Raw genomic sequence first — 21,219 nt, 5'->3', positions numbered from 1 at the left:
GTAACCGGTCCTTTCGAGGGCCGGTTTTTTTGTGGATTTCTGTGGTCAACAAAAAAGCCCCGCCAAAGGCGGAGCCTTTATTGAGAGGAACACGTTCAGGAGTCTGTCCTTGTTTCGACCCTGAAGAGGCGTTCAGCACTCCTCACACAAATTCAAATTAAGGGTGGGGAATCTATTGTCAGCCCCTGTCTGGTCGCCCTCTCAACTGGCACTGTGACGGTTGGTCCTCAGCGGCGATAGGGAATCACCTGCAGTCGGATCGGGGCATTCCTGGCCAGGCGTGTGGTGCGTTGGTGTGTGGTTTGCCGCCGTGTTGCTCGTGCCGTGGGCAGCGGCGGGGGTGCGATCGGCGGCATCTGCGCTCCCAACCGCTGAAAGCCCGAACGCTGGCCGCGGCTGCTGGCAAGCGCAAGCAGCCGGTTCACCGGGGCTTGATGCGCGAAGTACAGGTGGTTCAGCTGCCGACCCTGATAAACCCGGCGTTCCAAGGCCCAGCCCGGCTCCAGCTGCAGAGCCACAAACCCGTTGGGATCGCGGCGAGCTGGTATCGCGGCCTGACCCACCAGAAGTGGTGCCCGTTGCTGGGGGTCGAGGGCTTCGAGCCTCAGCGATGTGCCGGATGGCTTGAGCCGGAAGCGAAAGCGCGTTCCAAGGTCTTGGCCACCGCTGCGTAGCGAGTAGCCATTGCTGTCCAGGTAGCGCTTGCAGATGCCGCTGAAGTTGAAGCGATTCAGGCTGGGCTCCACCAGTCCGTCCTGGCGTGCCCTCCAGCAGCGCGGTTGGGTTTTGATCTGTTCCAGCACCAGCAGTTTCCACTGGGTTCTGCCGATGGGTTGGGCCAGCACAGCGAAGTGCTTCTGCGGTACAGCAGCGCTGTCAAACAAGGTCCGTGCTCTGCTCTCCTGCGACAGACCGGCGGCCAGGAACCCCACGGCAGTCAGACCGGCAGCCTGCAGGTAGGTTCGGCTCATCCACGGTGACGCCAGAAACCGTGTTGTACCGAACAGTGTTGGGACTGATCAATGGCGGAAGGACGGGGAAGGGTCGTGGCTGCAGCGACGGATGGTGCCTGCAGCGGTAATCCAGGTCCGGGAGGTTGGGGTGCGTTGTTGCGTTTCGAAGACGGCAGTGTCGAGGAATTCGGTGGCCATGCGCCCGACACCACCAACAACCGCATGGAACTGCAGGCGGCGTTGGAGGTGTTGCAACGGCTTGAGCAGCTGCCCCGTCATCCGGATCTCACCCTGCGCACCGATAGCAAATATCTGATTGATGGCCTGGGCTCCTGGATCAAAGGCTGGAAGCGCAAAGGCTGGAAAACGGCTGCGGGCAAGCCCGTGCTCAACCAGGACCTCTGGAAGGCCTTGGATGCCGCCCGGCTGGACGATGTCCCCCTGCGCTATGTCAAAGGCCACAGCGGTGATCCAGACAACGAACGGGTGGATCGCATCGCCGTGGCGTTCTCCCACAACGCCCAGCCCAACTTGGCTCTCAAGCAGGGATCGACGGGGCTGCCCTCCTCCAAGACCGCACCAGAAGCCCCATCTGAGGTGGCCCCCAAGCCTCTGCTGCAGCTGTTGTCGCGCTTGGAGCTGGCCGATCGCTTGGCACAGGGTGGCTACAGCCTCTCGCTGCTGGAGCTGGCGCAATTGGTGGAAAAGCCGCTCAAACAGCTGGAAACCAAGCGGGAGAGTTGGATCTGGAGGGATTGGACCGTCGAGCCCCAGGCGGAGGGGCGCTGGATCCTGGAGCGTCGCGAGGCAGGATCAGAACAGTCCTGAGCCAGAGCATGTCGCCGTCCTCTTCGGCCGGACCGCTCAGCAGCGGTGCCTTTTATCAGCGTTGGCTTGGCCCGGTGCTGTCGCGGGACGACGGCCTGGATGCGGAACAGCTGTCGCGCACTGCCCTCACGGTCCTGGGTCAGGCCAGCCTGCGGCGCCGTTGGCCCGGGGTCTCCACGGTGCTGGATGGTGTTGCGGCGGACCTGCAACGGCGTGATCTGCGCCTCGAACAAGTGTTGTTTGGCTGTCGCTTCCCCAACCCGGTGGGTTTAGCGGCGGGGTTCGACAAGAACGGTGTGGCGGCTGGTATCTGGGATCGCTTCGGCTTTGGCTTCGCCGAAGTGGGCACGGTCACCTGGCATGGCCAGCCGGGCAACCCCAAACCACGCCTGTTCCGTTTGGCGGAGGAGCAGGCCGCATTGAACCGGATGGGATTCAACAACGATGGGGCCAAGGCTCTGTTGAAAACGCTGGAGCGTCAACGTCTGGATCCGCCCGGCCGGCGGCCAGCGGTGCTGGGGATCAATGTGGGCAAATCCAAGATCACGGCCCTGGAGCAGGCCCCGGACGACTACGCGGCTTCCCTGGAGTTGTTGTCTCCTTTGGCGGACTATGCGGTGATCAACGTGAGTTCCCCCAACACCCCTGGGCTACGGGATCTGCAGGACACAGCCCAGTTGCGGCGGCTGGTGGAGCGGCTGCGACGGCTGCCGGCTTGCCCGCCTTTGTTGGTCAAGATCGCGCCGGATTTGGACGATGAATCGATTGATGCGGTGGCCCGATTGGCCTTTGAAGAGGGTCTGGCCGGTGTGATCGCGGTCAACACCAGTCTCAATCGGCTGGGCCTGGAGCAACGGCGGTTGCCGCAGACCGGACGCACTCTGGCGGAGGAAGCCGGTGGCCTCAGTGGTGCCCCCTTGCGTCAGCGGGCCCAGGAGGTGATCCGCCGCTTGCGGGCCAGTGCTGGCCCAGCGCTGCCGTTGATTGGTGTCGGCGGGATTGATGCTCCGCAAGTCGCCTGGGAGCGCATTACCGCAGGGGCTTCTCTGGTGCAGCTCTACACCGGCTGGATCTTTCAGGGCCCGGATCTGGTGCCGCGGATTCTGGACGGACTGCTGCAGCAGTTGGACCGCCATGGCCTGCGCAACATCGCTGAGGCTTCAGGAAGTGGCTTGCCCTGGCAGGACTGAATCTGTTGCTCTAAAGCCATCTCTCCTGCTCAATGTTCCACCCTTAAATGTCTCTGAGAGGGAGTGATTCAAGCGGCTCATCGTCGATAGCATCAAGACAGTGGGAAGCGTTGTGTGCCACTGCCTGCTCTTGGTGAGCTGCCTCAACTCACAGCATTGAGCTTGGCTTGGCGACGGCTTGGCGTATTTGTTCGCTCTGTTCCGGGGCGCCTTGGCGATCGAGCAGATCCGCTGCATGCAGCAAATCCTGAGCCGCCTTGACTTCATTGCCTTGCTGGCCGCGGCTGAGTCCCCTTGCAATCCAGCTCATGGCTTGCTCTGGGTCCGCCTGAATGGCTTTCCCAAACAGACGTTCGGCCTGCGGCCAGCGACCGGCGTTGGCTTCATCCACACCTGCGTTGTGCAGGGACGCAGGGCTGCGTTGGCCTTGGATGATGCCCATGGCGCCCAGCCAGTGGCTGCGGTCGAGGGCACCAGGCTTGATCAAGGCTCTACTGAGATCTGCCTGTCGTAGATCCGTGCCATCCAGCCGTGCGCCCCGGAGGTCGCTGCCCCGCAGCGATGCCCCTTTCAGGCTGCTGAAGCGAAGATCTGCATCGCGGAGATCCGCCCCATCCAAGCGGGCTCTGCTGAGATTGGCCCGTCGCAGATCAGCTGCTTTGAGGTTTGCATCGCGCAGGTCCGCATGCACCAGATCGGCATCGGCCAGCGTGCAGTTCGGGCATGCCCGTGCCTCTAGCAACATGATCAAATCGTCCGCGCGGGCGGAGACCGGGGCTCCGAGCAGCACTGTCAGCAGCAACAGTGGGACTGGCATTGGCCGTGGGTCACGCTGGTGATGTCATTGCGTTGTAACGGGAGTCGGGATGGGCGTCGACCTGCGCCATGGCGGCAACCGGCAAGCGGTCGCGGATGTGCTGGGCTGTCGGCCATCGCAGTTGCTTGATGCCAGTGCCTCACTGGCTCCTTGGACGCCCCGTTGCCCCCGTTTGACGGTGGCTTCCCTTCGTGATTACCCCGATCGAGACCAGGCGTCCCTGCGGCAGGCCATCGCTGCAATCCACGGGCTGTCTCCTGATTGGGTGCTGCCGGGCAATGGTGCTGCCGAGCTGTTCACCTGGGCAGCGCGTGATGCCGCCGCTGTTGGGGTAAGTGGATTGCTTGCCCCCGGTTTTGCTGATTACCGGCGGGCCCTGCAGTGTTGGGATGCGTCCTGGCTGGAGACGCCATTGGTGCTCTCTTGGGAGCACGCTGGCCCGCTCCACCACCCTCGGCTTGAGGGTTCTGTGGTGTGGATTTGCAATCCCCACAACCCCACCGGGCAGCTCTGGAGCCGTGCCTCTCTTGAAGCGATGCTCGATCGCCATGCCTTGGTGATCTGCGATGAAGCCTTTCTCCCCTTGGTGCCGGAGGCAGAGCAGCAATCGATGATCGCCTTGGTGGCTCAATACTCGAATCTCGTTGTGATCCGCAGCCTCACCAAGTTGTTTGGAGTGGCAGGGTTGCGCGTTGGTTATGCCATTGCGCAGCCTGATCGCCTGAAGCGTTGGAAGGCGTGGCGGGACCCCTGGCCGGTGAATGGCATCGCTGCGGCACTGACGGAACAGTGGCTGGGGAGGCCTGGGCGCTACGAACGTTGGTGCGCTCGTGTCCAACGTTGGACGGCGACGGAAGGCGCATGGATGCAAGGTGAATTGGCGCGTGTTCCAGAAATCACGCCGATGCCCTCGGCGGCCAATTTTCTGCTGATTTCAGGACGCCGCTCTTTGGTGCCGCTGCGGGAAGCTTTGGAGCAGGATCATCGAATCCTGCTTAGGGATTGTCGATCCTTTGCCGGGCTTGGCGAGGCGTGGTTGCGCATTGGCTTGCAATCGCCTCGCAACAACCGCCGCATTGTTCGGGCGCTTAAGCAGCTTCAGCGCTTGAGTTGCTGAATCAAGTTGGCTAGCTGCTGATCGGCGTCGCGTTCAGCCAGTTCTGCCATGCCCTGTTGCATCTGCGGGAGCAGTTGGGGATCGGCGTCGGGCTGGCCTAAGCGCGCTCCAAGTAGCCGTTGGATGGTCGTGGCGAGGACGGGTTGATCAGGATCGTGTTGATGCACGATCACAGCCGCGCCAAATGACGCTGCACAGGCGGCATTGGCATCCTGATGGCGATCGGCGGCCTGGGGGAAAGGCACGAGCACGCTGGGAGTTCCGCAGACGGCGAGTTCGCTGAGGCTTCCGGCGCCAGCTCGGCTGATGGCCAGGTCGGCATGTTGCAACAACCCAGGGATGTCGTCGCTGAAGCGGCGTTCGGCCAAGTTGGGATGCTGCAGCTGGTTGATCTCAGGATCATTTCCCCCAGTGAGATGCACCACCCGGCATCCCTGGTTGAGAAGCTTGGGCAAAATCGAGCGCACCATCTTGTTGAGCCCAACAGCGCCCTGACTTCCGCCCATCACCACCAGGAGTGGCCCGTCGCCCCGGGGCACCCATGCCGGGAGCGGTTGTGGTGTGAGAAAAGCGGCGCGCACTGGGGTGCCGGTGACGATCGGCTGGCTGCCGGGGATGCTTTGGGCGGCAGCGGGTAGGCCAATGGCAACGGCACTGCAGAGGCGGCCCAGCAGGCGCGTGACGCGGCCGGGAATGGCATTCGACTCGTGCAGCACCACGGGAATGCCGCACCAGCGTGCCGCCAGGATGGCGGGGGCAGCGATGTAGCCCCCTGTGGTGAACACCGCTTCGATCGATTCGCGCTGGATCACCCGTCGCACGCTGATGCTGGCCAAAACCAGTCGGAACAGCTGCATGAGTTTTTTGAGTCCACGGCCCTGAAGGCCACCCGCCTTCACCGTGATCAAACCGAAGCGTTCAGGCACCAGGCTCGTTTCCAGCCGGTCAGGCACCCCCAACCAGCGCACGGGGCCACTCGCTTCGACCACTTCTGCAACGGCGAGGGCCGGGAAGAGATGACCACCGGTTCCGCTGGCGGCGATCAGGAGCCGAGTCATGGCCGCGGACGTCTCCGATGACTCGACTTAACTTAATTGGACTACTGCGGTCCGGCCCGTGCGTTCTCTCCTTGGCGTCACGCTCGTGTCTGCCCTGGCCTTGTTGGGTTCACCTTTCCACGCTCTGGCAGAAGTAGAGCGCAGACATTCCGAGCTGGAGGCCTTCAGCCAACGTTTGGAAACCGTTTTGAACGCCGATGCTGCATCAGCGTTCGACGCCGTTGCGATCTCCGAGCTGCAGCCTGTGCTCGTTCAGCGTTATCAACGCTTCCGCAAGGATTTTCCTGGGGTCACCTGGAGTGTTGAACCAGCCGCTCCCCAGGACGATGGACGCCAAACCTTGTTGTTGCAGGTCGATGGTGAGGCTGAGTCGGAGGGGCTGCGCTACCAGCTGGAAGCAAAGGAACGGATTGCGATTCGCCTGAGCGATGGCCGCATCGTGGACCAGGAGTTGGTCTCCCATGAATCGTTGCTGCGGAGTGGTCAGCGCCCCTTGGCGATCACTCTGGGCATCCCTGACATCGTTCTCACCGGCAGCCGTTACGACATTGATTTGATTGTCGACGAGCCCTTGGATCAGGCCTTGGTGGCTGCAGGCTTGATTGATCTCACCCAGCAGCAAGTTGAGGATCAGCTGCGGCCCAACTTGCCCTTGGCACCGATGGGCGGGGGTGGCTTGTTCAAGAGCGTGCAAGCTCCGCAGACTCCCGGTTCGCAAACCTGGGCCTTGATGTTGGTGCACCCTGATGGTGTGGTGACGGCAACCAAGCGGGTTCGGGTGGTGAGCAGCCTTTAGGCCTCTTCCATCGCTGCGTTCCAGCGATGCAGCGCTGAGACGTCGTCATCGCCATATCCCTGCTGGATGAGGTCTGTTTCCAGCTGTTCCACCAGAGCGGTGATGGGCATGTCGAGTTCGACGCTGTTCGCTGTCTCAAGGGCAATGCAGAGATCCTTGTGGTGGAGGCTCAGCTTGAAGCCAAGGGGATAGTGACCCTGGAGCATGGCCTCGCTGCGATGGTTGAGGGCCCAGGAGCCGGCCGCGCCGCTTTTGAGGGCGTCGATCACCTGTGGCATGGGCAGCTCCAGCCGTTGCCCCAGCGCGATCGCTTCAGCCACCGCCGCGTAGCTGCCGGCCACTAGCACTTGGTTCACCGCTTTGGCTTGCTGGCCTCGCCCAACCGGACCGATGTGGTGAATCGAACCGCCGATCACCTCCAGCAGTGGGCGTACTTTCTCCAGCACGGCGGCATCGCCGCCAACCAACACGGTGAGGCTGCCCGCGCGTGCTCCTTCGGTGCCGCCGGTGACGGGGGCATCGAGGTAATGCACTCCGTTCTGTTTCAGCTGGGCAGCGGCCTGTTGTGCTCCCTTGGGGCTGATGGTGGAGCAGTCGATCACGATGCTGCCGGGTTGGAGCTGCTCAGCGGCACCGTCTCGGCCAAACAGCACGTCGTGCACAGCGTTGTCATCACTGACGCAAAGCAGCAGAACGTCAACGTTCTCCGCTGTTGTGGCTGGGTTGTCGCAGGGTCTGGCGCCCGCGAGCTGTGGGTCGGTTTCGGCTCCACGGCTTCGGGTGTGCACCCGTAGCGAAACGCCTGCGCGCTGAAGGTTGACCGCCATGGGTAAGCCAAGCGCCCCCAGCCCCACGAAGCCGAGGCTCAAGTCACATCTGGTCATGACTTATGGCACTCCACTTAGATCCTGACCGTTGGATGTTGCCACCATGAATCCATCACGAAGGCTTCATCCATGCGCACCTCCACCGCTCCTCTTGCCCTGGCTGCTGTATTGGCGGCACCGGTGATCACCATGGCCCCCTTGGCAGCGGCGGGCGGGGATCTCTCCCCTGAGCAAAGTCAGGTTTTGTTCCAAGCCCGCAAGACCTGGGCCAAGGACAACTACCAGCGTCGTTTGGATCTCCTGCAGAGACAGCAGCGCTGCATCGACACGGCAGCATCTGCAGATGCGCTGAAGGCGTGCCGTCGGGAGATGAAAAAAGCCCGGAAGTCCCTCAAAAAGGACTACCGGGCTTACATGAACAAGGTTCGGAATCAGTTGGGGCTTCCGGCGCGCACCGGTAAAAAGCACGATGCCAAAGGCCGGAAGCTCCAGGCCTAAGCCGCTGATCAGGCGGCGTCGAGGGCAGCCACACCGGGCAGCACCTTGCCTTCCAGCAGTTCGAGGCTGGCACCGCCGCCGGTGGAGATGTGCGACATCTTCTCGGCCAGGCCAGCCTTCTCCACGGCTGCCACAGAGTCACCGCCACCGATGATCGTGCAGCAGCCCTTGCCGCTCAGGTCGGCCAGGGTGGTGGCAATGGCGTTGGTGCCGGCAGCGAACTTGTCGAACTCGAACACGCCCATGGGGCCGTTCCAGATCACGGTTTGACAGTCGGCCAGGGCCTGCTGGAACACCTTGATCGAGTCGGGGCCAATGTCGAGGCCCATCCAGCCGTCGGGGATGGCGTTGATGTCAGCCGTCTGGCTGTTGGCGTCGGGGGCGAAGTTGTCGGCCAGTACCACGTCGGTGGGCAGCAGCAGCTGCACGCCCTTGGCCTTGGCCTTGGCTTCCAGCTCCTTGGCCAGTTCCAGCTTGTCCTCTTCCACCAGGCTCTTGCCCACCGAGAGGCCGCGTGCCTTGTAGAAGGTAAAGATCATGCCGCCGCCGATCAGCACCTTGTCGCACTTGTCGATCAGGGTGTCGAGCACGCCGATCTTGGAGCTCACCTTGGAGCCGCCGACGATGGCAGCGAGGGGACGCTTGGGCTCATCCACAGCACCCTGCAGGTACTGAAGCTCCTTCTCCATCAGGAAGCCAGCGACGGAGGGCTTGAGGAACTTGGTCACGCCTTCGGTGGAGGCGTGGGCGCGGTGGGCGGCGCCGAAGGCGTCGTTCACGTAAACCTCAGCCAGGCCTGCGAGCTTCTCAGCAAAACCGGCTTCGTTCTTTTCTTCTTCAGCGAAGAAGCGGACGTTCTCCAGCAGCACCACATCGCCATTGGCCATGGCGCCCACCTTGGCTTCGGCATCGGGGCCGATGCAGCTGTCGGTCTTGGCCACGGGCTTGCCCAGCAGTTCGCTCAGGCGAGCGGCCACGGGGGTGAGGCGCATGGCGTCATTCACCTGGCCCTTAGGACGGCCGAAGTGAGCGGAAAGGATCACCTTGGCGCCCTTGCTGATCAGGTCGTTGATCGTGGGCAGGGCGGCGCGGATGCGGGTGTCGTCGGTGATCGCACCGGCATCGTTCAGGGGCACGTTGAAGTCAACCCGCACGAGAACGCGTTTGCCGCTCAGGTCGCCGGCGTTGAGGCTGGCCAGGGAACGCTTCGCCATAGGGTTGTGTCGTGCGGTAAGAAAACGGGGTGAGATTAACCCGTGTGAATGGCGATAGCGCCAGCGCGTTCAAAGTGAATTTGTTCCGGCTGGCCGTCTGTTCTGTGCGTTTGCGTTCGTGAGCACCCCAACGATCCAGTGGTACCCCGGCCACATCGCCAAGGCGGAGCAGCAGCTCAAACGCCATCTCGACAAGGTGGATCTGGTGATCGAGGTGCGTGATGCCCGCATTCCTCTGGCCACGGGCCACCCCCACCTCAACCGCTGGTTGAAGGGCAAACAGCATCTGTTGGTGATCAACCGTCGCGACATGGTCACTGCGGCGGCCAAGGAGGCCTGGGAGGCCTGGTTCAAGGCCCAGGGGCAGCGGACGGTTTGGTGTGATGCCAAGGCCGGCACCGGCGTGAAGCAGGTGCAGCAGGCCGCGATCCGTGCCGGCGACCAGCTCAATGAACGCCGCCGCAACCGGGGCATGCGGCCCAGGCCGGTGCGGGCTCTCACCTTGGGGTTCCCCAACGTGGGCAAGTCGGCGTTGATCAACCGTCTGGTGCGGCAGAAGGTGGTGGCCAGCGCACGGCGGGCCGGGGTGACGCGAACCCTGCGCTGGGTGCGTCTGGGGCAAGACCTTGATCTTTTGGATGCCCCTGGCGTGCTGCCCCCTCGGCTCGATGATCAGCAGGCGGCCCTGCGGCTCGCCCTTTGCGACGACATCGGCCAGGCCGCCTACGACGGTGAGCTGGTGGCTCAGGCCTTTTTGCAGTTGCTGCTGGATGTGGAATCCCAGGCTGCGGCTGGGGTGACGATTCCGCTGCTGAAGGAGCGTTATGGCATTCCCTTGAGCGGTGAAACAGCCGACCCCGCCCTTTGGTTGGATGCCGCAGCGGCCCGCCACACCTCCGGTGAGACAGCGCGCATGGCCCAGCGGTTGCTGGATGATTTCCGCAAATCCGCCCTCGGCAGCATCGCCCTGGAGCTGCCGGCATGAGTCCGCAGTGGAAACGTCCTCCGCTGCCGGAGGAGACCTTCACGGATCGCTTTGGCGAAGGGGAGGGCGAGCTGCTGACGCTGGCCTATCCCAAGCCGTTGCCGATGCGGCTGGACCGCTGGCTGGTGAGCCAGCGAACGGAGCAGAGCCGCGCCCGGATTCAGAAGTTCATCGATGCGGGCTATGTGCGCGTCAACGGCAAGACCGGCAAAGCCAAAACACCCCTGCGCCAGGGTGATGAGGTGCAGCTGTGGATGCCGCCACCGGAACCGCTGCCATACCTAAAGCCGGAGCCGATGGATCTGGATGTGTTGTTTGAGGACGACCATCTGATCGTGCTCAACAAGCCGGCCGGGCTGACGGTGCATCCGGCGCCGGGCAACAAGGACGGCACCCTGGTGAACGGCCTGTTGCACCACTGCCCGGACCTGCCCGGCATCAGCGGCAAGCTGCGGCCCGGGATCGTGCACCGTCTTGATAAGGACACCACCGGCTGCATCGTGATTGCCAAGAGCCAGGAGGCCCTGGTGCGGTTGCAGGTGCAGATCCAGAAACGGATCGCGTCCCGCGAATATTTCGCCGTCGTCCATGGCGTGCCCGCCGGCGATTCCGGCACGATCGTCGGCGCCATTGGCCGTCATCCGGCGGATCGCAAGAAGTACGCGGTGGTGAGCAGCGAAAACGGCCGTTACGCCTGCACCCACTGGACCCTGGTGGAGCGTCTCGGCGACTACTCTCTGCTGCGTTTCAAGCTCGACACCGGACGGACCCATCAGATCCGCGTCCATTGCGCCCACATGAACCACCCTGTGGTGGGTGACCCCACCTACAGCCGCTGTCGCAAGCTGCCGATCGAGCTACCTGGCCAGGCCTTGCATGCCGTTCAGCTGGGGCTCGACCATCCGATTACCCGCGAGCGAATGGTGTTCGAAGCCCCCTTGCCTCCGGTGATGGAGAAGTTGCTGGGGGTGTTGCGACGGCGTTCCGGGTCGGGCTAGGGCCGATTCACTTATGGGCTCAGTGAATGTTGACCAAGGGTTTTGGGCGCACTGGACAAGCCCTGAATACGCCTTTTGATGGCGAAAAATTCACAGCCCCATCGATGGTCATCCGGGTGTGTTGCCGCAGAACTTGGGTTTCTTCGCTAATCCGTTCCGTGCGCCGTGAGGTGCTTCCTCCCTCCCTGCGCCGGCACCTGATCGTGGTTGATCTGCCGAAAGCCGCCTGAGCTCAACGGGGCAGCCTTGGACAAGCCTCCACGAGGGTCTTGCTAATCGGCGCCTGAGGTGCGCTGAAGATTCGATCCCCTGGCCCCTCTTCCACCACTTTCCCTTGGTCCAGCACCATCACCCGGTGGCAGAAACCACTGGCCACCGAGAGGTCGTGGGTGATGAACACGATCGCCAGCCCCAGCTCCTGCTGCAGATTCCGCAGCAGCGCGAGCACATCGGCCTGCACTTCCGCATCGAGCATGCTGACGCTCTCATCGCAGATCAGCACCTTGGGCTTCAAGGCCAATGCACGGGCGATCGCCACCCTCTGCTGCTGTCCGCCGGAAAGTTGCTTCGGCAGGCGATGTTGAAACTGCTCGGCCGGAGTGAGGCCGACCTGTTCCAGCAGCCGTCGGGCTTGCTCACGGGCTGCCGCTTTGGAGCAGAGACCATGGATCAGCAAGGGATCGGCGATGGCATCAGCCACCTGCAGGGCCGGATTCAGGCAGGCCAGAGGGTCCTGAAACACCATTTGGAGGGACCGTCGGGCTGTCCGAAGCGCTTCTCCACGCAGGCTCAGCAGGTCTTCACCCAGCAGGTTGACCCGGCCGCCGCGGATGGAATTGAGCCCCATTAGGGCCCTGCAGAGGGTGCTTTTCCCGCAGCCGGAAGCCCCCACCACCCCGAGGCTTTCCCCGGCCCGGAGCTCGAAGCTCACACCATCCACCGCCTTCAGCCAAAGGGGAGACCATGGCATTCCCCCCAGGGCATGCCAGCAGCGCATCTCTTCCACCCGCAGCACGCTGCTGTTGTCGGGCCGGGCCGGCGACCGTCCGCCTTCCCGGGCTTGGGCGGAGGTCACCAGCCGTTGCCCCACCGGCGACTGCGGCCGTGTGAGCAGCTGATGGCTGGGGCCGTCTTCCACTTTGCGTCCGCCATCGAGCATCGCCATGCGGTCGCACCAGCGGGCGGCCATGGCCATGTCGTGGCTGATCAGCAACAAGGCACTGCCCAGTTCCTGGCAGAGGCCGCTGAGCTCCGCCATCACCTGCCCTGCTATCGCCACATCGAGGCTGGTGGTGGGTTCGTCGGCGATGAGCAGCGGTGGTTCCAGGGCAATCGCCAAGGCAATGGCCAGGCGCTGTCGCATGCCACCGCTGAGCTCATGGGGGTAGGCGCGGAAGCGGTTGGCCCCGATGCCCACCCGCTCCAGCAGTTCGCGGGCCCGTTCTCGGTGGGCCGCGGCACTGGTTTGAGGTCGGTGGGCTTTGAGGGTGTCGATCAGATGGCCGCCCACGCTCATCAGTGGATTCATCCGCGTCATTGGGTCCTGGAAAACCAGTCCCACGGCTTCACCACGCAGCTGCCTCAATTGCTGTCGCCTGAGCTGGCGTGGATCCTGGCCGGTTAAGGCCAGCCGTCCTTCACAGAGCGTTCCCTGGGGCAGCAGCTGCATCACAGCCCGTGCCACGGTGCTTTTGCCGCAGCCCGAAGATCCCACCAAGGCCAGGGTCTCTCCCGGCTCGAGGCTCAGATTCAGCCCATCCAGCGTCCAGGAGTCGCTGCCGGGATAGCGCAACCGCAGCTGTTCGAGTTCCAGAACAGGCCGGCCCATGAACAGTGCTGCGGGAGCGACAGGGGGTCCTGCACTGAATACCATGGATTGACCCGATGGGTCGGATGCTCAACGCTGCCTCCACACCCAAAGAGCCCCGAACCAGCACGGGTTCGGCCTCGGTGGGCTGCGCGTTGCCCGAAGTCCGGCGCCATCCGATTCGTCATCCGGACGATTACGGCATCGCTCTCCCCGATTGGTTGCGGGAGTGCATCGACAATGTGCCGCCCGGCATTGGCCAGAGCTGCCCCACCGATGCCGAGGCCCTGCTGGTGTCGGCCTTTGATTTCGGCTTTCAGCTCCATGAAGGCCAGTTCCGCGCCAGTGGAGACCCCTACATCGTCCATCCGGTGGCGGTGGCTGATCTGTTGCGGGATATCGGCGCCAGCGCTCCGGTGATCGCCGCGGGCTTCCTCCACGACGTGGTCGAAGACACCGACGTCACCCCCGATCAGATCGAACTGCACTTCGGTTGCGAGGTGCGTGAACTGGTGGAGGGGGTCACCAAGCTCGGCGGCATCCACTTCAACGACCGCACGGAAGCTCAGGCGGAGAATCTGCGCCGGATGTTCCTGGCGATGGCCAGCGACATCCGAGTGGTGTTGGTGAAGTTGGCCGACCGCTTGCACAACATGCGCACCCTGGGTGCGTTGAAGGAGGAGAAACGCCAGCGGATCGCCCGCGAAACCCGCGAGATCTATGCCCCCCTGGCCAACCGCCTCGGGATCGGCCGCTTCAAGTGGGAGCTTGAGGATCTGGCCTTCAAATTGCTGGAACCGGAGGCCTTCCGGGAGATTCAGGAGGAGGTGGCCACCAAGCGCAGCGAGCGGGAGCAACGGCTAGGCGTCACGGTAGGGCTGCTGAACGAGCGGCTGGAACGGGCCGGCCTAGAGCACTGCGAGGTGAGTGGTCGCCCCAAACATCTGTTTGGCATCTGGAGCAAGATGCAGCGCCAGCAGAAGGAGTTCCACGAGATCTACGACGTGGCGGCGTTGCGGATCCTCACCCCCAATGTCGAGAGCTGCTACCGGGCCCTCGCGGTGGTTCACGACACCTTCCGCCCGATTCCCGGCCGCTTCAAGGACTACATCGGGTTGCCGAAACCCAACGGCTATCAATCCCTGCACACGGCGGTGATCGGTCGGCATCGCCCGATCGAAGTGCAGATCCGCACGCTGGAGATGCACCATGTGGCCGAATTCGGGATTGCGGCCCACTGGAAATACAAGGAAGGCGGCTCACCGGCCAGCAGCAGCAGTGATGCGGAGCGGTTCAACTGGCTGCGGCAGCTGGTGGATTGGCAGCAGGAAGGCGGCAACGACGACCACAACGATTACCTGTCCTCGATCAAGGAAGACCTCTTCGACGAAGAGGTGTTTGTGTTCACCCCGAAGGGTGATGTGCTCGGTTTGCGCAAGGGGGCAACCGCAGTCGACTTCGCTTACCGCATCCACTCCGAGGTGGGCAACCACTGCCATGGCGTTCGCATCAACGATCGGCTGTGTCCGTTGGCAACGCCGCTGCAGAACGGTGATTTCGTTCAGGTGCTCACCAGCAAAACGGCTCATCCCAGCCTCGATTGGCTGAATTTCGTCGCCACGCCGACGGCACGCAACCGCATTCGCCAGTGGTACAAGCGCAGCCACCGTGACGAAACGATTGAACGGGGCAAGGATCTGCTGGAGCGGGAGCTGGGCCGTGATGGCTTCGATGCCCTGCTCAACAGTGAAGCGATGCAGCGGGTGGCCCAGCGCTGCAATGTGCCCACCACCGAAGACCTCCTGGCCTCACTGGGATTTGGAGACGTCACGCTGCAGCAGGCGCTCAACCGTTTGCGGGAGGAGATGCGTCTGCTGGCGGAACAGCAGCAGGCCCCACCCAGCAACGAAGACGTGGCCGCGGCACTGCTGCCATCGAGGGATTTGGCGTCGGATCGTTCCGGAGGAGAAGGGGCGATTCTTGGGCTGGAGGGCTTGGACTACCGCCTCGGTGGCTGCTGCAGTCCGCTGCCGGGTGAGTTGATCGTGGGCACGGTGGCCCTCGGCAATCACGGCATCACCATTCACCGGCAGGACTGCTCCAACGTGGAGGCCATCCCGCGGGAACGGCGGCTCCCCGTGCGCTGGAACACCGCCCATGCCGAACAAGAGAAACAGCGCTTCCCGGTGCAGTTGCGGATCGAGGTGATCGATCGCGTCGGCATCCTCAAAGACATCCTGCTGCGTCTCTCCGATGGGGCCATCAACGTCAGTGATGCCCGGGTGACCACTGCCGCTGGCAAGCCGGCCCGCATTGATCTGAGGGTTGAGCTGGAGGGTGCCGATCAGCTCAGCCGCACAATGGACCAGATCCGCTCAATGGCGGATGTGATCGGGATTGCCCGGGTGGGCACGAGCTAGCTGCCTCGGCTCACGACGGCACGGGCTTCACGCTGCAGAAACAGGCGGTAGGCCATCCAGCCGCTGGCGATGGCCAACACCATCCCCACAACGGTGGAGCCCAGCAGGATGCGCTGGCTGAACTCCCACCCCTGGGCCCACAGGCTGCTGCGATTGAGCTCCGAAAGGTTGATCCCGCCTTGGCCTGGGCCCAGCAGCCGGCAGCCCACCAGATAGTTGAACCAGTAAAGGGGCAGATAGGTGAGGGGATTGCTCACCAGGGTTCCTGCGGCGGCGAGCAGGTGGTTGCCACGCACCACGCTGGCCACACCCACACTGAGGAAGATCTGCAGCCCGAAGAAGGGGTAGCAGCCGCAGAACACGCCAGCGGCCAGTCCACGGGCCCGTTGGCCTGGGGTGCCTTCCTGTCTCCACAACCAGAGGACCCCGCGGCGCATCCGGATGCGACTGAGGCGCAGCAACCGGCGCATGAACCCAGCAGAAATCGGCCGGATCCTAGGTATGGATCACCAGCGGCGACTGCTGTGCCCAACACCGACACGATTGCGGCCGTGGCCACCGCCGTGGCCCCAGGGCAGGGCGGCATCGCCGTGATTCGTCTCTCCGGGCCGGCTGCGGAAGCGACGGGGCGCAGCGTGGTGCACTGCCCGGGCCGACAGGAGTGGGGATCGCACCGGGTGGTGTATGGCCATGTGATTGATGGCGAGGGCCGCCGTCTCGATGAGGTGCTGCTGTTGCTGATGCGCGGGCCCCGCAGCTTCACCGGTGAGGACGTGGTGGAGATCCACTGCCATGGCGGGGTGATCGCCGTGCAGCGGGTGCTCGAACAGGTGCTGCGGCAGCCGGGAGTGCGGCGGGCCCAGCCGGGTGAGTTCAGCCAGCGGGCCGTGCTCAACGGCAGGCTCGATCTCACCCGTGCCGAGGCGGTGAGTGAGCTGGTGGCGGCCCGCAGCCGCCGGGCGGCCGAGTTGGCGATGGCGGGCCTTGATGGCGGCATTCAGGCCCAGATCACGGCGCTGCGGGAACGGCTGCTCGATCAGCTCACCGAACTGGAGGCTCGGGTGGATTTCGAGGAGGACCTGCCGCCCCTCGATGGCGAGGCCCTGCTGCAGCAACTGCAAGCCGTGCGTCTGGAGCTGCAACAGCTGGTGCGCGATGGCGAGCGGGGCGATGCCCTGCGCCAGGGCCTGCGGGTCGCCCTGGTGGGTCGCCCCAACGTGGGAAAAAGTTCCCTGCTCAATCGGCTCAGCCGCCGCGAGCGGGCGATCGTGACCGATCTGCCGGGCACCACCAGAGATCTGCTGGAGAGCGAGATCGTGTTGGAGGGGGTGCCGATCACCCTGCTCGACACCGCCGGCATCCGCAGCACTGATGACGCGGTGGAGCAGCTGGGGATTGCCCGCAGCGAGGAAGCGCTGGCCACGGCGGATGTGGTGCTGTTGGTGCTCGACGGCCATGCGGGCTGGACCGCCGAAGACGCAGCCTTGCTGGCGCGCATCCCCAAGCAGATCCCCAGGATCCTGGTGGCCAACAAGGCGGACCTTCCAGCGGGGACCTTCCCCCAGCCGGTGGATGTTCATTTGTCGGCCTTGGAGGGCACGGGGGAGGCCGACCTGGTGCAGGCCCTGCTGGAGCGTTGCGGGGCAGCGGGGACCGACGGCATGTTGGTGGCGCTCAACCAACGCCAACGCGATCTGGCGGCCCGGGCGGCCGAGGCCCTGGCACGCAGCCAGGAGGTGGCGGCCCAGCAGCTCCCATGGGACTTCTGGACCATCGATCTGCGGGAGGCGATCCGCGCGCTGGGGGAGATCACCGGAGAAGAGCTCACCGAAGCGGTGCTGGATCGGGTGTTTTCGCGCTTCTGCATCGGAAAATAGGTTCAGCGGATGTCTCAAACGGTTTGGACTGGCAATCCCCGGCACTCACCGCTGCATTGGAGGCCTGGCTGGCGGAAGACATCGGCCGCGGTGATCTGACGGCGGCTGCCTTGCAGGGTCAGCAGGGTCAGGCCCATTGGGTCGCCAAACAGCCGGGACGGTTCTGCGGTGGGCCGTTGGTGCAGCGCTTGTTTCAGCATCTGGATCCCGGGGTGAGCCTTCGCCTGCTGCGGCAGGACGGTGACGCCGTCGAGGCCGGGGACTGCCTGCTGGAGCTGCAGGGGCCCGCAGCGGCCTTGGTGGCGGGGGAACGCACCGCCTTGAACCTGGCCATGCGCCTTTCGGGCATTGCCACCGCCACCGCTGGATTGGTGGCCCAGCTTGAGGGCACCGGCGTGCGTCTGGCCGACACCCGCAAGACCACCCCTGGGCTTCGTCTGCTGGAGAAATACGCGGTGCGTTGCGGCGGCGGCATCAACCACCGCATGGGGCTGGACGACGCGGCCATGCTCAAGGAGAACCACATCGCCTGGGCGGGGGGCATCACAGCGGCCATCACGGCTGTGCGTGAGCAGGCCCCCTGGCCCGCGGCCGTGATTGTGGAAGCGGAGACGGAGGCCCAGGCATTGGAGGCGGTGCAGGCGGGTGCCAATGGGGTGCTGCTGGATGAATTCAGCCCTGAGCAGCTCATGCAGCTGGTACCGCGCCTGCGGGACTGCAGCACCGGGGTGGTGGTGCTGGAGGCCTCCGGCATTCAGCCCGAGCAGTTGCAGGCCTACGCCGCCACCGGCATTGATCTGATCTCCACCAGCGCGCCGGTCACCCGCAGCCGCTGGCTCGACTTGAGCATGCGTTTCACCTGAAGAGGGATGATCAGAGCCGGATTCCCCCGGCCACGCACTGCCCATGCTCAGCCTGTCCCAGTCCCTGGATGCCCAGCTGCGGGCGGCGATGCAACGGGCCTTCCCGGAGGTCGATGCGGGGCTGGACCCCCAACTGGCCCCTGCCAGCAAGCCGGAATTCGGCGACTTCCAGGCCAATGGCGCGCTGCCCCTGGCCAAGCCCTTGAAGCAGGCTCCTCGGCAGATCGCCACGGCGATCGTGGAGCAGCTGCAGGCTGATCCTGCCTTCACCGACCTCTGCCTGGAGCCGCAGATCGCCGGGCCGGGCTTCATCAACCTCACGATCCGCCCGGAGCGGCTGGCGGCGGAGGTGTCGGCACGGCTGGGGGACGAGCGTCTCGGCGTGCCGGCGGTGGAGAACCCGGCGCCGGTGGTGGTGGATTTTTCCAGCCCCAACATCGCTAAGGAGATGCATGTGGGGCATCTGCGCTCCACGATCATTGGCGACTCCCTGGCGCGGGTGCTCGAGTTCCGCGGCCATCCGGTGCTGCGCCTCAATCATGTGGGCGACTGGGGCACCCAGTTCGGCATGCTCATCACCCACCTCAAGCAGGTGGCGCCGGAAGCCCTGGACACCGCCGATGCGGTGGATCTGGGAGACCTGGTGGCTTTCTACCGCGAGGCCAAGAAGCGCTTCGATGATGATGAAGCCTTCCAGTCCACCTCCCGCGAGGAGGTGGTGAAGCTGCAGGGGGGCGATCCGGTGTCGCTCAAGGCCTGGGGCCTCCTCTGCGACCAGTCGCGGCGCGAGTTTCAGAAGATCTACGACCGGCTCGACATCCGCCTCAGCGAACGCGGGGAATCGTTCTACAACCCCTTCCTGCCAGCGGTGATTGATGGCCTGAAGGCCGCTGAGCTGCTGGTCACCGATGACGGTGCCCAGTGTGTGTTCCTTGAGGGCGTGCAGGGCAAGGACGGCAAGCCCCTGCCGGTGATCGTGCAGAAGAGCGACGGCGGCTTCAACTACGCCACCACTGATCTGGCGGCGATCCGCTACCGCTTTGGAGCGGCTCCTGAGGGGGATGGTGCCCGCCGGGTGGTGTATGTCACCGATGCCGGCCAGGCGAACCATTTCGCCGGGGTGTTCCAGGTGGCCAAACGGGCCGGCTGGATCCCGGACGGTGCGCGCCTCGAGCATGTGCCCTTTGGCCTCGTGCAGGGGGAAGACGGCAAGAAGCTCAAAACCCGTGCGGGAGACACCGTGCGTCTGCGGGATCTGCTCGATGAAGCCGTCGAGCGTGCCGAAACCGATCTGCGTTCACGCCTGAAGGAGGAGGAGCGCAGCGAGTCGGAGGAGTTCATCCAGCATGTGGCGGGCACCGTGGGTTTGGCGGCGGTGAAATACGCCGACCTCAGCCAGAACCGGATCACCAATTACCAGTTCTCCTTCGATCGGATGCTGGCGCTGCAGGGCAACACGGCGCCCTATCTCCTCTATGCCGTGGTGCGCATCGCCGGTATCGCCCGCAAGGGGGGCGACCTTGCGGCCACCAATGCCCAACTGCAGTTCAGCGAGCCCCAGGAGTGGGCCCTGGTGCGGGAGCTGCTCAAGTTCGATGCCGTGATTGCTGAGGTGGAGGAGGAGCTGCTGCCCAACCGCTTGTGCAGCTATCTGTTCGAGCTCAGCCAGGTGTTCAACCGTTTCTACGACCAGGTGCCGGTGCTCAAGGCCGATCCTGAAGCGCTGGCATCCCGCCTCGCCCTCTGCCGTTTGACGGCCGACACCCTCAGACTGGGGCTCGGACTGCTGGGCATCGCCACCCTGGACCGCATGTAATTAAGTCTGCGACTCAATCAGCTTCATGCATGCTTGAGCGAGCTCGGCATTCATCGCTTGGTAAGTCTCGATAAGGATTTCGGGATTGTGTTGGCGCTCTATTTGTTCGTTTTCTACCAAGTATCGGATGGTCGATTGGGTGAGGATTTCTTTTGGTTCGAAAGACTCGGTAGGTAAATCGTATTTATCGCAGAATTTTATATTTGAATTCCAAAAAAATGAGTCTATGTAGGATTCGAGCTGCATTTCGAATGTGGTTTTATTTTTGTTGTTAGTCGTCAAGGCTTGCGAAATGGCTGCTAGCTCTTTGTTTTTTTTGTGAGGTTCTACAAGCTTGGTTTCATTGAGGAGCTGAAAGTTGCTGACAGCCTCCACTAGTGTTTGGTTGAATTGTGGGTTGGCCTGGGTCTCTTGTTGATGTTTTCTCGAGTTTATTGGTTGAAGGTCGGCTTTCAAGTGAAAGTCTTTTATTAAAGAATTAGGTTTGGCTGTTTGTGGTATGGGTATGACGCCGCACTTGACGGTGGTATTGGTATTTTTAGTCAATTCATCTAAGCGGCTGTATCTTTTGTGCCAATTAAGAATTAAATCGCCTGAAAGTTGTCTTGTGCTTTGAAAATCTGTAAGTGCGCCTGCGATTAAGTATCGTTCGAGGCTGGTAAACAAAGTTGGGTTAATCCCGTGTTCTTTGAGGCAATTGTAGGATTCAAGAAGTCTTTTTTTTGACCTGAAGATCCATTGGTTAAAAGAAGATTTAATATGTTCGGACTGTCTTCGCGAGTATCCAATAATGATTATGTCTTGAAAATATTGCTCGAGTTTTTTGCAAATCGTGGATACCGCTCTTGGTTTTTGGAATAAGTATTCATGGCTGAGGATTAGGGTTTGGTGTCTTGCGGCACTGTTTTTGACTCGATTGGTTTCTGGCCTTTCTTCGGGAAAATTATTGCTTTTGTGTACTTTGCCTATCCAATTTGCATTTAATTTAAGAAAAGATGTGCTTTGCAGGGAGTAATCTCGCTCATTGGATTTGAAGTGTTCTTGTATGCTTGATGACCCACATTTTCCGGGTCCAACGTGAATTATTAGCTTTCTCATGGTTGTTTTGTTCCGAAATATTTAGCTGATTTGGCTGGTGACCGTTTCTGGTTGTGA

Annotated in this window: 19 protein-coding genes; 11 read left to right on the top strand and 8 right to left on the bottom strand. The window is 62.8% G+C overall.

All coding sequences use genetic code 11. The features are described from left to right. Window positions 1-227: 227 nt before the first annotated feature. The gene (locus tag SynRS9902_RS12485) at window positions 228-971 is read right to left on the bottom strand and encodes a DUF3747 domain-containing protein (RefSeq protein ID WP_186509358.1); all 744 of its coding nucleotides are present in this window, start codon (window positions 969-971) and stop codon (window positions 228-230) included. A 51-nt stretch (window positions 972-1,022) separates the two neighbouring features. Between SynRS9902_RS12485 and rnhA the strand changes: the two genes are divergently transcribed. Together rnhA and SynRS9902_RS12475 are read left to right on the top strand one after the other, a co-directional pair. Continuing rightward, window positions 1,023-1,781 (top strand): ribonuclease HI, encoded by a 759-nt coding sequence (gene rnhA, locus SynRS9902_RS12480; RefSeq protein WP_186509357.1) that lies wholly within the window; start codon window positions 1,023-1,025, stop codon window positions 1,779-1,781. 8 nt (window positions 1,782-1,789) lie between these two features. Further along, window positions 1,790-2,971 (top strand): quinone-dependent dihydroorotate dehydrogenase, encoded by a 1,182-nt coding sequence (locus tag SynRS9902_RS12475; RefSeq protein ID WP_186509356.1) that lies wholly within the window; start codon window positions 1,790-1,792, stop codon window positions 2,969-2,971. Window positions 2,972-3,119: 148 nt separating this feature from the next. On the opposite strand, the gene SynRS9902_RS12470 is transcribed toward SynRS9902_RS12475, so the two are convergent. Then, window positions 3,120-3,788 (bottom strand): pentapeptide repeat-containing protein, encoded by a 669-nt coding sequence (locus SynRS9902_RS12470; RefSeq protein ID WP_186509355.1) that lies wholly within the window; start codon window positions 3,786-3,788, stop codon window positions 3,120-3,122. Between the two features lie 49 nt (window positions 3,789-3,837). On the opposite strand from SynRS9902_RS12470, the gene SynRS9902_RS12465 reads away from it, so the two are divergent. Continuing rightward, entirely contained in the window at window positions 3,838-4,905 is a 1,068-nt protein-coding gene (locus tag SynRS9902_RS12465) for an aminotransferase class I/II-fold pyridoxal phosphate-dependent enzyme (protein WP_186509354.1), read from the top strand. Here the strand turns inward: SynRS9902_RS12465 and murG are convergent. Beyond that, window positions 4,887-5,963, bottom strand: a complete 1,077-nt coding sequence (gene murG / locus SynRS9902_RS12460) for an undecaprenyldiphospho-muramoylpentapeptide beta-N-acetylglucosaminyltransferase (RefSeq protein WP_186509353.1) — start codon at window positions 5,961-5,963, stop codon at window positions 4,887-4,889. The genes SynRS9902_RS12465 and murG overlap by 19 nt on opposite strands. A gap of 58 nt (window positions 5,964-6,021) precedes the next feature. On the opposite strand from murG, the gene SynRS9902_RS12455 reads away from it, so the two are divergent. Further along, window positions 6,022-6,759, top strand: coding sequence for a hypothetical protein (locus SynRS9902_RS12455; protein ID WP_255446140.1), 738 nt, complete (start codon window positions 6,022-6,024; stop codon window positions 6,757-6,759). Here the strand turns inward: SynRS9902_RS12455 and SynRS9902_RS12450 are convergent. After that, window positions 6,756-7,643, bottom strand: coding sequence for an NAD(P)-dependent oxidoreductase (locus SynRS9902_RS12450; protein WP_186509352.1), 888 nt, complete (start codon window positions 7,641-7,643; stop codon window positions 6,756-6,758). The two genes, SynRS9902_RS12455 and SynRS9902_RS12450, sit on opposite strands and share 4 nt — an antisense overlap. Window positions 7,644-7,715: 72 nt before the next feature. On the opposite strand from SynRS9902_RS12450, the gene SynRS9902_RS12445 reads away from it, so the two are divergent. Continuing rightward, window positions 7,716-8,084 carry a hypothetical protein gene (locus SynRS9902_RS12445; RefSeq protein ID WP_186509351.1) on the top strand — a complete coding sequence of 123 codons (369 nt, stop codon included), beginning with the start codon at window positions 7,716-7,718 and terminating at the stop codon, window positions 8,082-8,084. An 8-nt stretch (window positions 8,085-8,092) separates the two neighbouring features. Here the strand turns inward: SynRS9902_RS12445 and pgk are convergent, their stop codons facing one another. Then, window positions 8,093-9,298, bottom strand: coding sequence for a phosphoglycerate kinase (gene pgk, locus SynRS9902_RS12440; protein ID WP_186509350.1), 1,206 nt, complete (start codon window positions 9,296-9,298; stop codon window positions 8,093-8,095). A gap of 118 nt (window positions 9,299-9,416) precedes the next feature. Here pgk and ylqF point away from each other — a divergent pair, with 118 nt between their 5' ends. Next, a complete protein-coding gene (ylqF, locus tag SynRS9902_RS12435) occupies window positions 9,417-10,283 on the top strand; it encodes a ribosome biogenesis GTPase YlqF (RefSeq protein WP_186509349.1) in 867 nt (288 codons plus the stop codon). Beyond that, entirely contained in the window at window positions 10,280-11,281 is a 1,002-nt protein-coding gene (locus SynRS9902_RS12430) for an RluA family pseudouridine synthase (protein WP_186509348.1), read from the top strand. Before ylqF ends, SynRS9902_RS12430 begins: the two co-directional genes overlap by 4 nt. Window positions 11,282-11,513: 232 nt before the next feature. Here the strand turns inward: SynRS9902_RS12430 and SynRS9902_RS12425 are convergent, their stop codons facing one another. Next, window positions 11,514-13,154 carry an ABC transporter ATP-binding protein gene (locus tag SynRS9902_RS12425; RefSeq protein ID WP_186509347.1) on the bottom strand — a complete coding sequence of 547 codons (1,641 nt, stop codon included), beginning with the start codon at window positions 13,152-13,154 and terminating at the stop codon, window positions 11,514-11,516. 20 nt (window positions 13,155-13,174) lie between these two features. On the opposite strand from SynRS9902_RS12425, the gene SynRS9902_RS12420 reads away from it, so the two are divergent. Next, window positions 13,175-15,508, top strand: coding sequence for a bifunctional (p)ppGpp synthetase/guanosine-3',5'-bis(diphosphate) 3'-pyrophosphohydrolase (locus SynRS9902_RS12420; RefSeq protein WP_186509346.1), 2,334 nt, complete (start codon window positions 13,175-13,177; stop codon window positions 15,506-15,508). Here the strand turns inward: SynRS9902_RS12420 and SynRS9902_RS12415 are convergent. Beyond that, on the bottom strand, window positions 15,505-15,978 hold the full coding sequence (locus SynRS9902_RS12415; RefSeq protein WP_186509345.1) for a DUF2062 domain-containing protein: 474 nt from the start codon (window positions 15,976-15,978) through the stop codon (window positions 15,505-15,507). The two genes, SynRS9902_RS12420 and SynRS9902_RS12415, sit on opposite strands and share 4 nt — an antisense overlap. Before the next feature lie 54 nt (window positions 15,979-16,032). Here SynRS9902_RS12415 and mnmE point away from each other — a divergent pair, with 54 nt between their 5' ends. The 3 genes from mnmE to argS are packed head-to-tail and all read left to right on the top strand — an operon-like array spanning window position 16,033 to window position 20,064. Beyond that, window positions 16,033-17,385, top strand: a complete 1,353-nt coding sequence (gene mnmE / locus SynRS9902_RS12410; protein WP_186509344.1) for a tRNA uridine-5-carboxymethylaminomethyl(34) synthesis GTPase MnmE — start codon at window positions 16,033-16,035, stop codon at window positions 17,383-17,385. A gap of 23 nt (window positions 17,386-17,408) precedes the next feature. Further along, on the top strand, window positions 17,409-18,248 hold the full coding sequence (gene nadC / locus SynRS9902_RS12405; protein WP_186509343.1) for a carboxylating nicotinate-nucleotide diphosphorylase: 840 nt from the start codon (window positions 17,409-17,411) through the stop codon (window positions 18,246-18,248). Between the two features lie 43 nt (window positions 18,249-18,291). Next, the gene (gene argS / locus SynRS9902_RS12400; protein WP_186509342.1) at window positions 18,292-20,064 is read left to right on the top strand and encodes an arginine--tRNA ligase; all 1,773 of its coding nucleotides are present in this window, start codon (window positions 18,292-18,294) and stop codon (window positions 20,062-20,064) included. Here the strand turns inward: argS and SynRS9902_RS12395 are convergent, their stop codons facing one another. Next, window positions 20,065-21,162 (bottom strand): hypothetical protein, encoded by a 1,098-nt coding sequence (locus SynRS9902_RS12395; RefSeq protein WP_186509341.1) that lies wholly within the window; start codon window positions 21,160-21,162, stop codon window positions 20,065-20,067. It abuts the gene before it with no gap. Window positions 21,163-21,219: the final 57 nt, after the last annotated feature.

It is taken from the genome of Synechococcus sp. RS9902 (assembly GCF_014279635.1).
Taxonomy (GTDB): Bacteria; Cyanobacteriota; Cyanobacteriia; order PCC-6307; family Cyanobiaceae; genus Parasynechococcus.
This window is presented reverse-complemented; position numbering and strand designations above follow the sequence as displayed.

Excerpts from the sequence above, each read along its gene's own strand:
- argS (WP_186509342.1), top strand. The coding sequence starts at position 18,292 with ATGCTCAGCCTGTCCCAGTCCCTGGATGCCCAGCTGCGGGCGGCGATG.
- SynRS9902_RS12485 (WP_186509358.1), bottom strand. The coding sequence starts at position 971 with ATGAGCCGAACCTACCTGCAGGCTGCCGGTCTGACTGCCGTGGGGTTC.
- SynRS9902_RS12425 (WP_186509347.1), bottom strand. The coding sequence starts at position 13,154 with ATGGTATTCAGTGCAGGACCCCCTGTCGCTCCCGCAGCACTGTTCATG.
- SynRS9902_RS12450 (WP_186509352.1), bottom strand. The coding sequence starts at position 7,643 with ATGACCAGATGTGACTTGAGCCTCGGCTTCGTGGGGCTGGGGGCGCTT.
- SynRS9902_RS12475 (WP_186509356.1), top strand. The coding sequence starts at position 1,790 with ATGTCGCCGTCCTCTTCGGCCGGACCGCTCAGCAGCGGTGCCTTTTAT.
- SynRS9902_RS12430 (WP_186509348.1), top strand. The coding sequence starts at position 10,280 with ATGAGTCCGCAGTGGAAACGTCCTCCGCTGCCGGAGGAGACCTTCACG.
- pgk (WP_186509350.1), bottom strand. The coding sequence starts at position 9,298 with ATGGCGAAGCGTTCCCTGGCCAGCCTCAACGCCGGCGACCTGAGCGGC.
- SynRS9902_RS12465 (WP_186509354.1), top strand. The coding sequence starts at position 3,838 with ATGGGCGTCGACCTGCGCCATGGCGGCAACCGGCAAGCGGTCGCGGAT.
- murG (WP_186509353.1), bottom strand. The coding sequence starts at position 5,963 with ATGACTCGGCTCCTGATCGCCGCCAGCGGAACCGGTGGTCATCTCTTC.
- SynRS9902_RS12395 (WP_186509341.1), bottom strand. The coding sequence starts at position 21,162 with ATGAGAAAGCTAATAATTCACGTTGGACCCGGAAAATGTGGGTCATCA.
- SynRS9902_RS12415 (WP_186509345.1), bottom strand. The coding sequence starts at position 15,978 with ATGCGCCGGTTGCTGCGCCTCAGTCGCATCCGGATGCGCCGCGGGGTC.
- SynRS9902_RS12445 (WP_186509351.1), top strand. The coding sequence starts at position 7,716 with ATGCGCACCTCCACCGCTCCTCTTGCCCTGGCTGCTGTATTGGCGGCA.
- SynRS9902_RS12470 (WP_186509355.1), bottom strand. The coding sequence starts at position 3,788 with ATGCCAGTCCCACTGTTGCTGCTGACAGTGCTGCTCGGAGCCCCGGTC.
- rnhA (WP_186509357.1), top strand. The coding sequence starts at position 1,023 with ATGGCGGAAGGACGGGGAAGGGTCGTGGCTGCAGCGACGGATGGTGCC.
- SynRS9902_RS12420 (WP_186509346.1), top strand. The coding sequence starts at position 13,175 with ATGCTCAACGCTGCCTCCACACCCAAAGAGCCCCGAACCAGCACGGGT.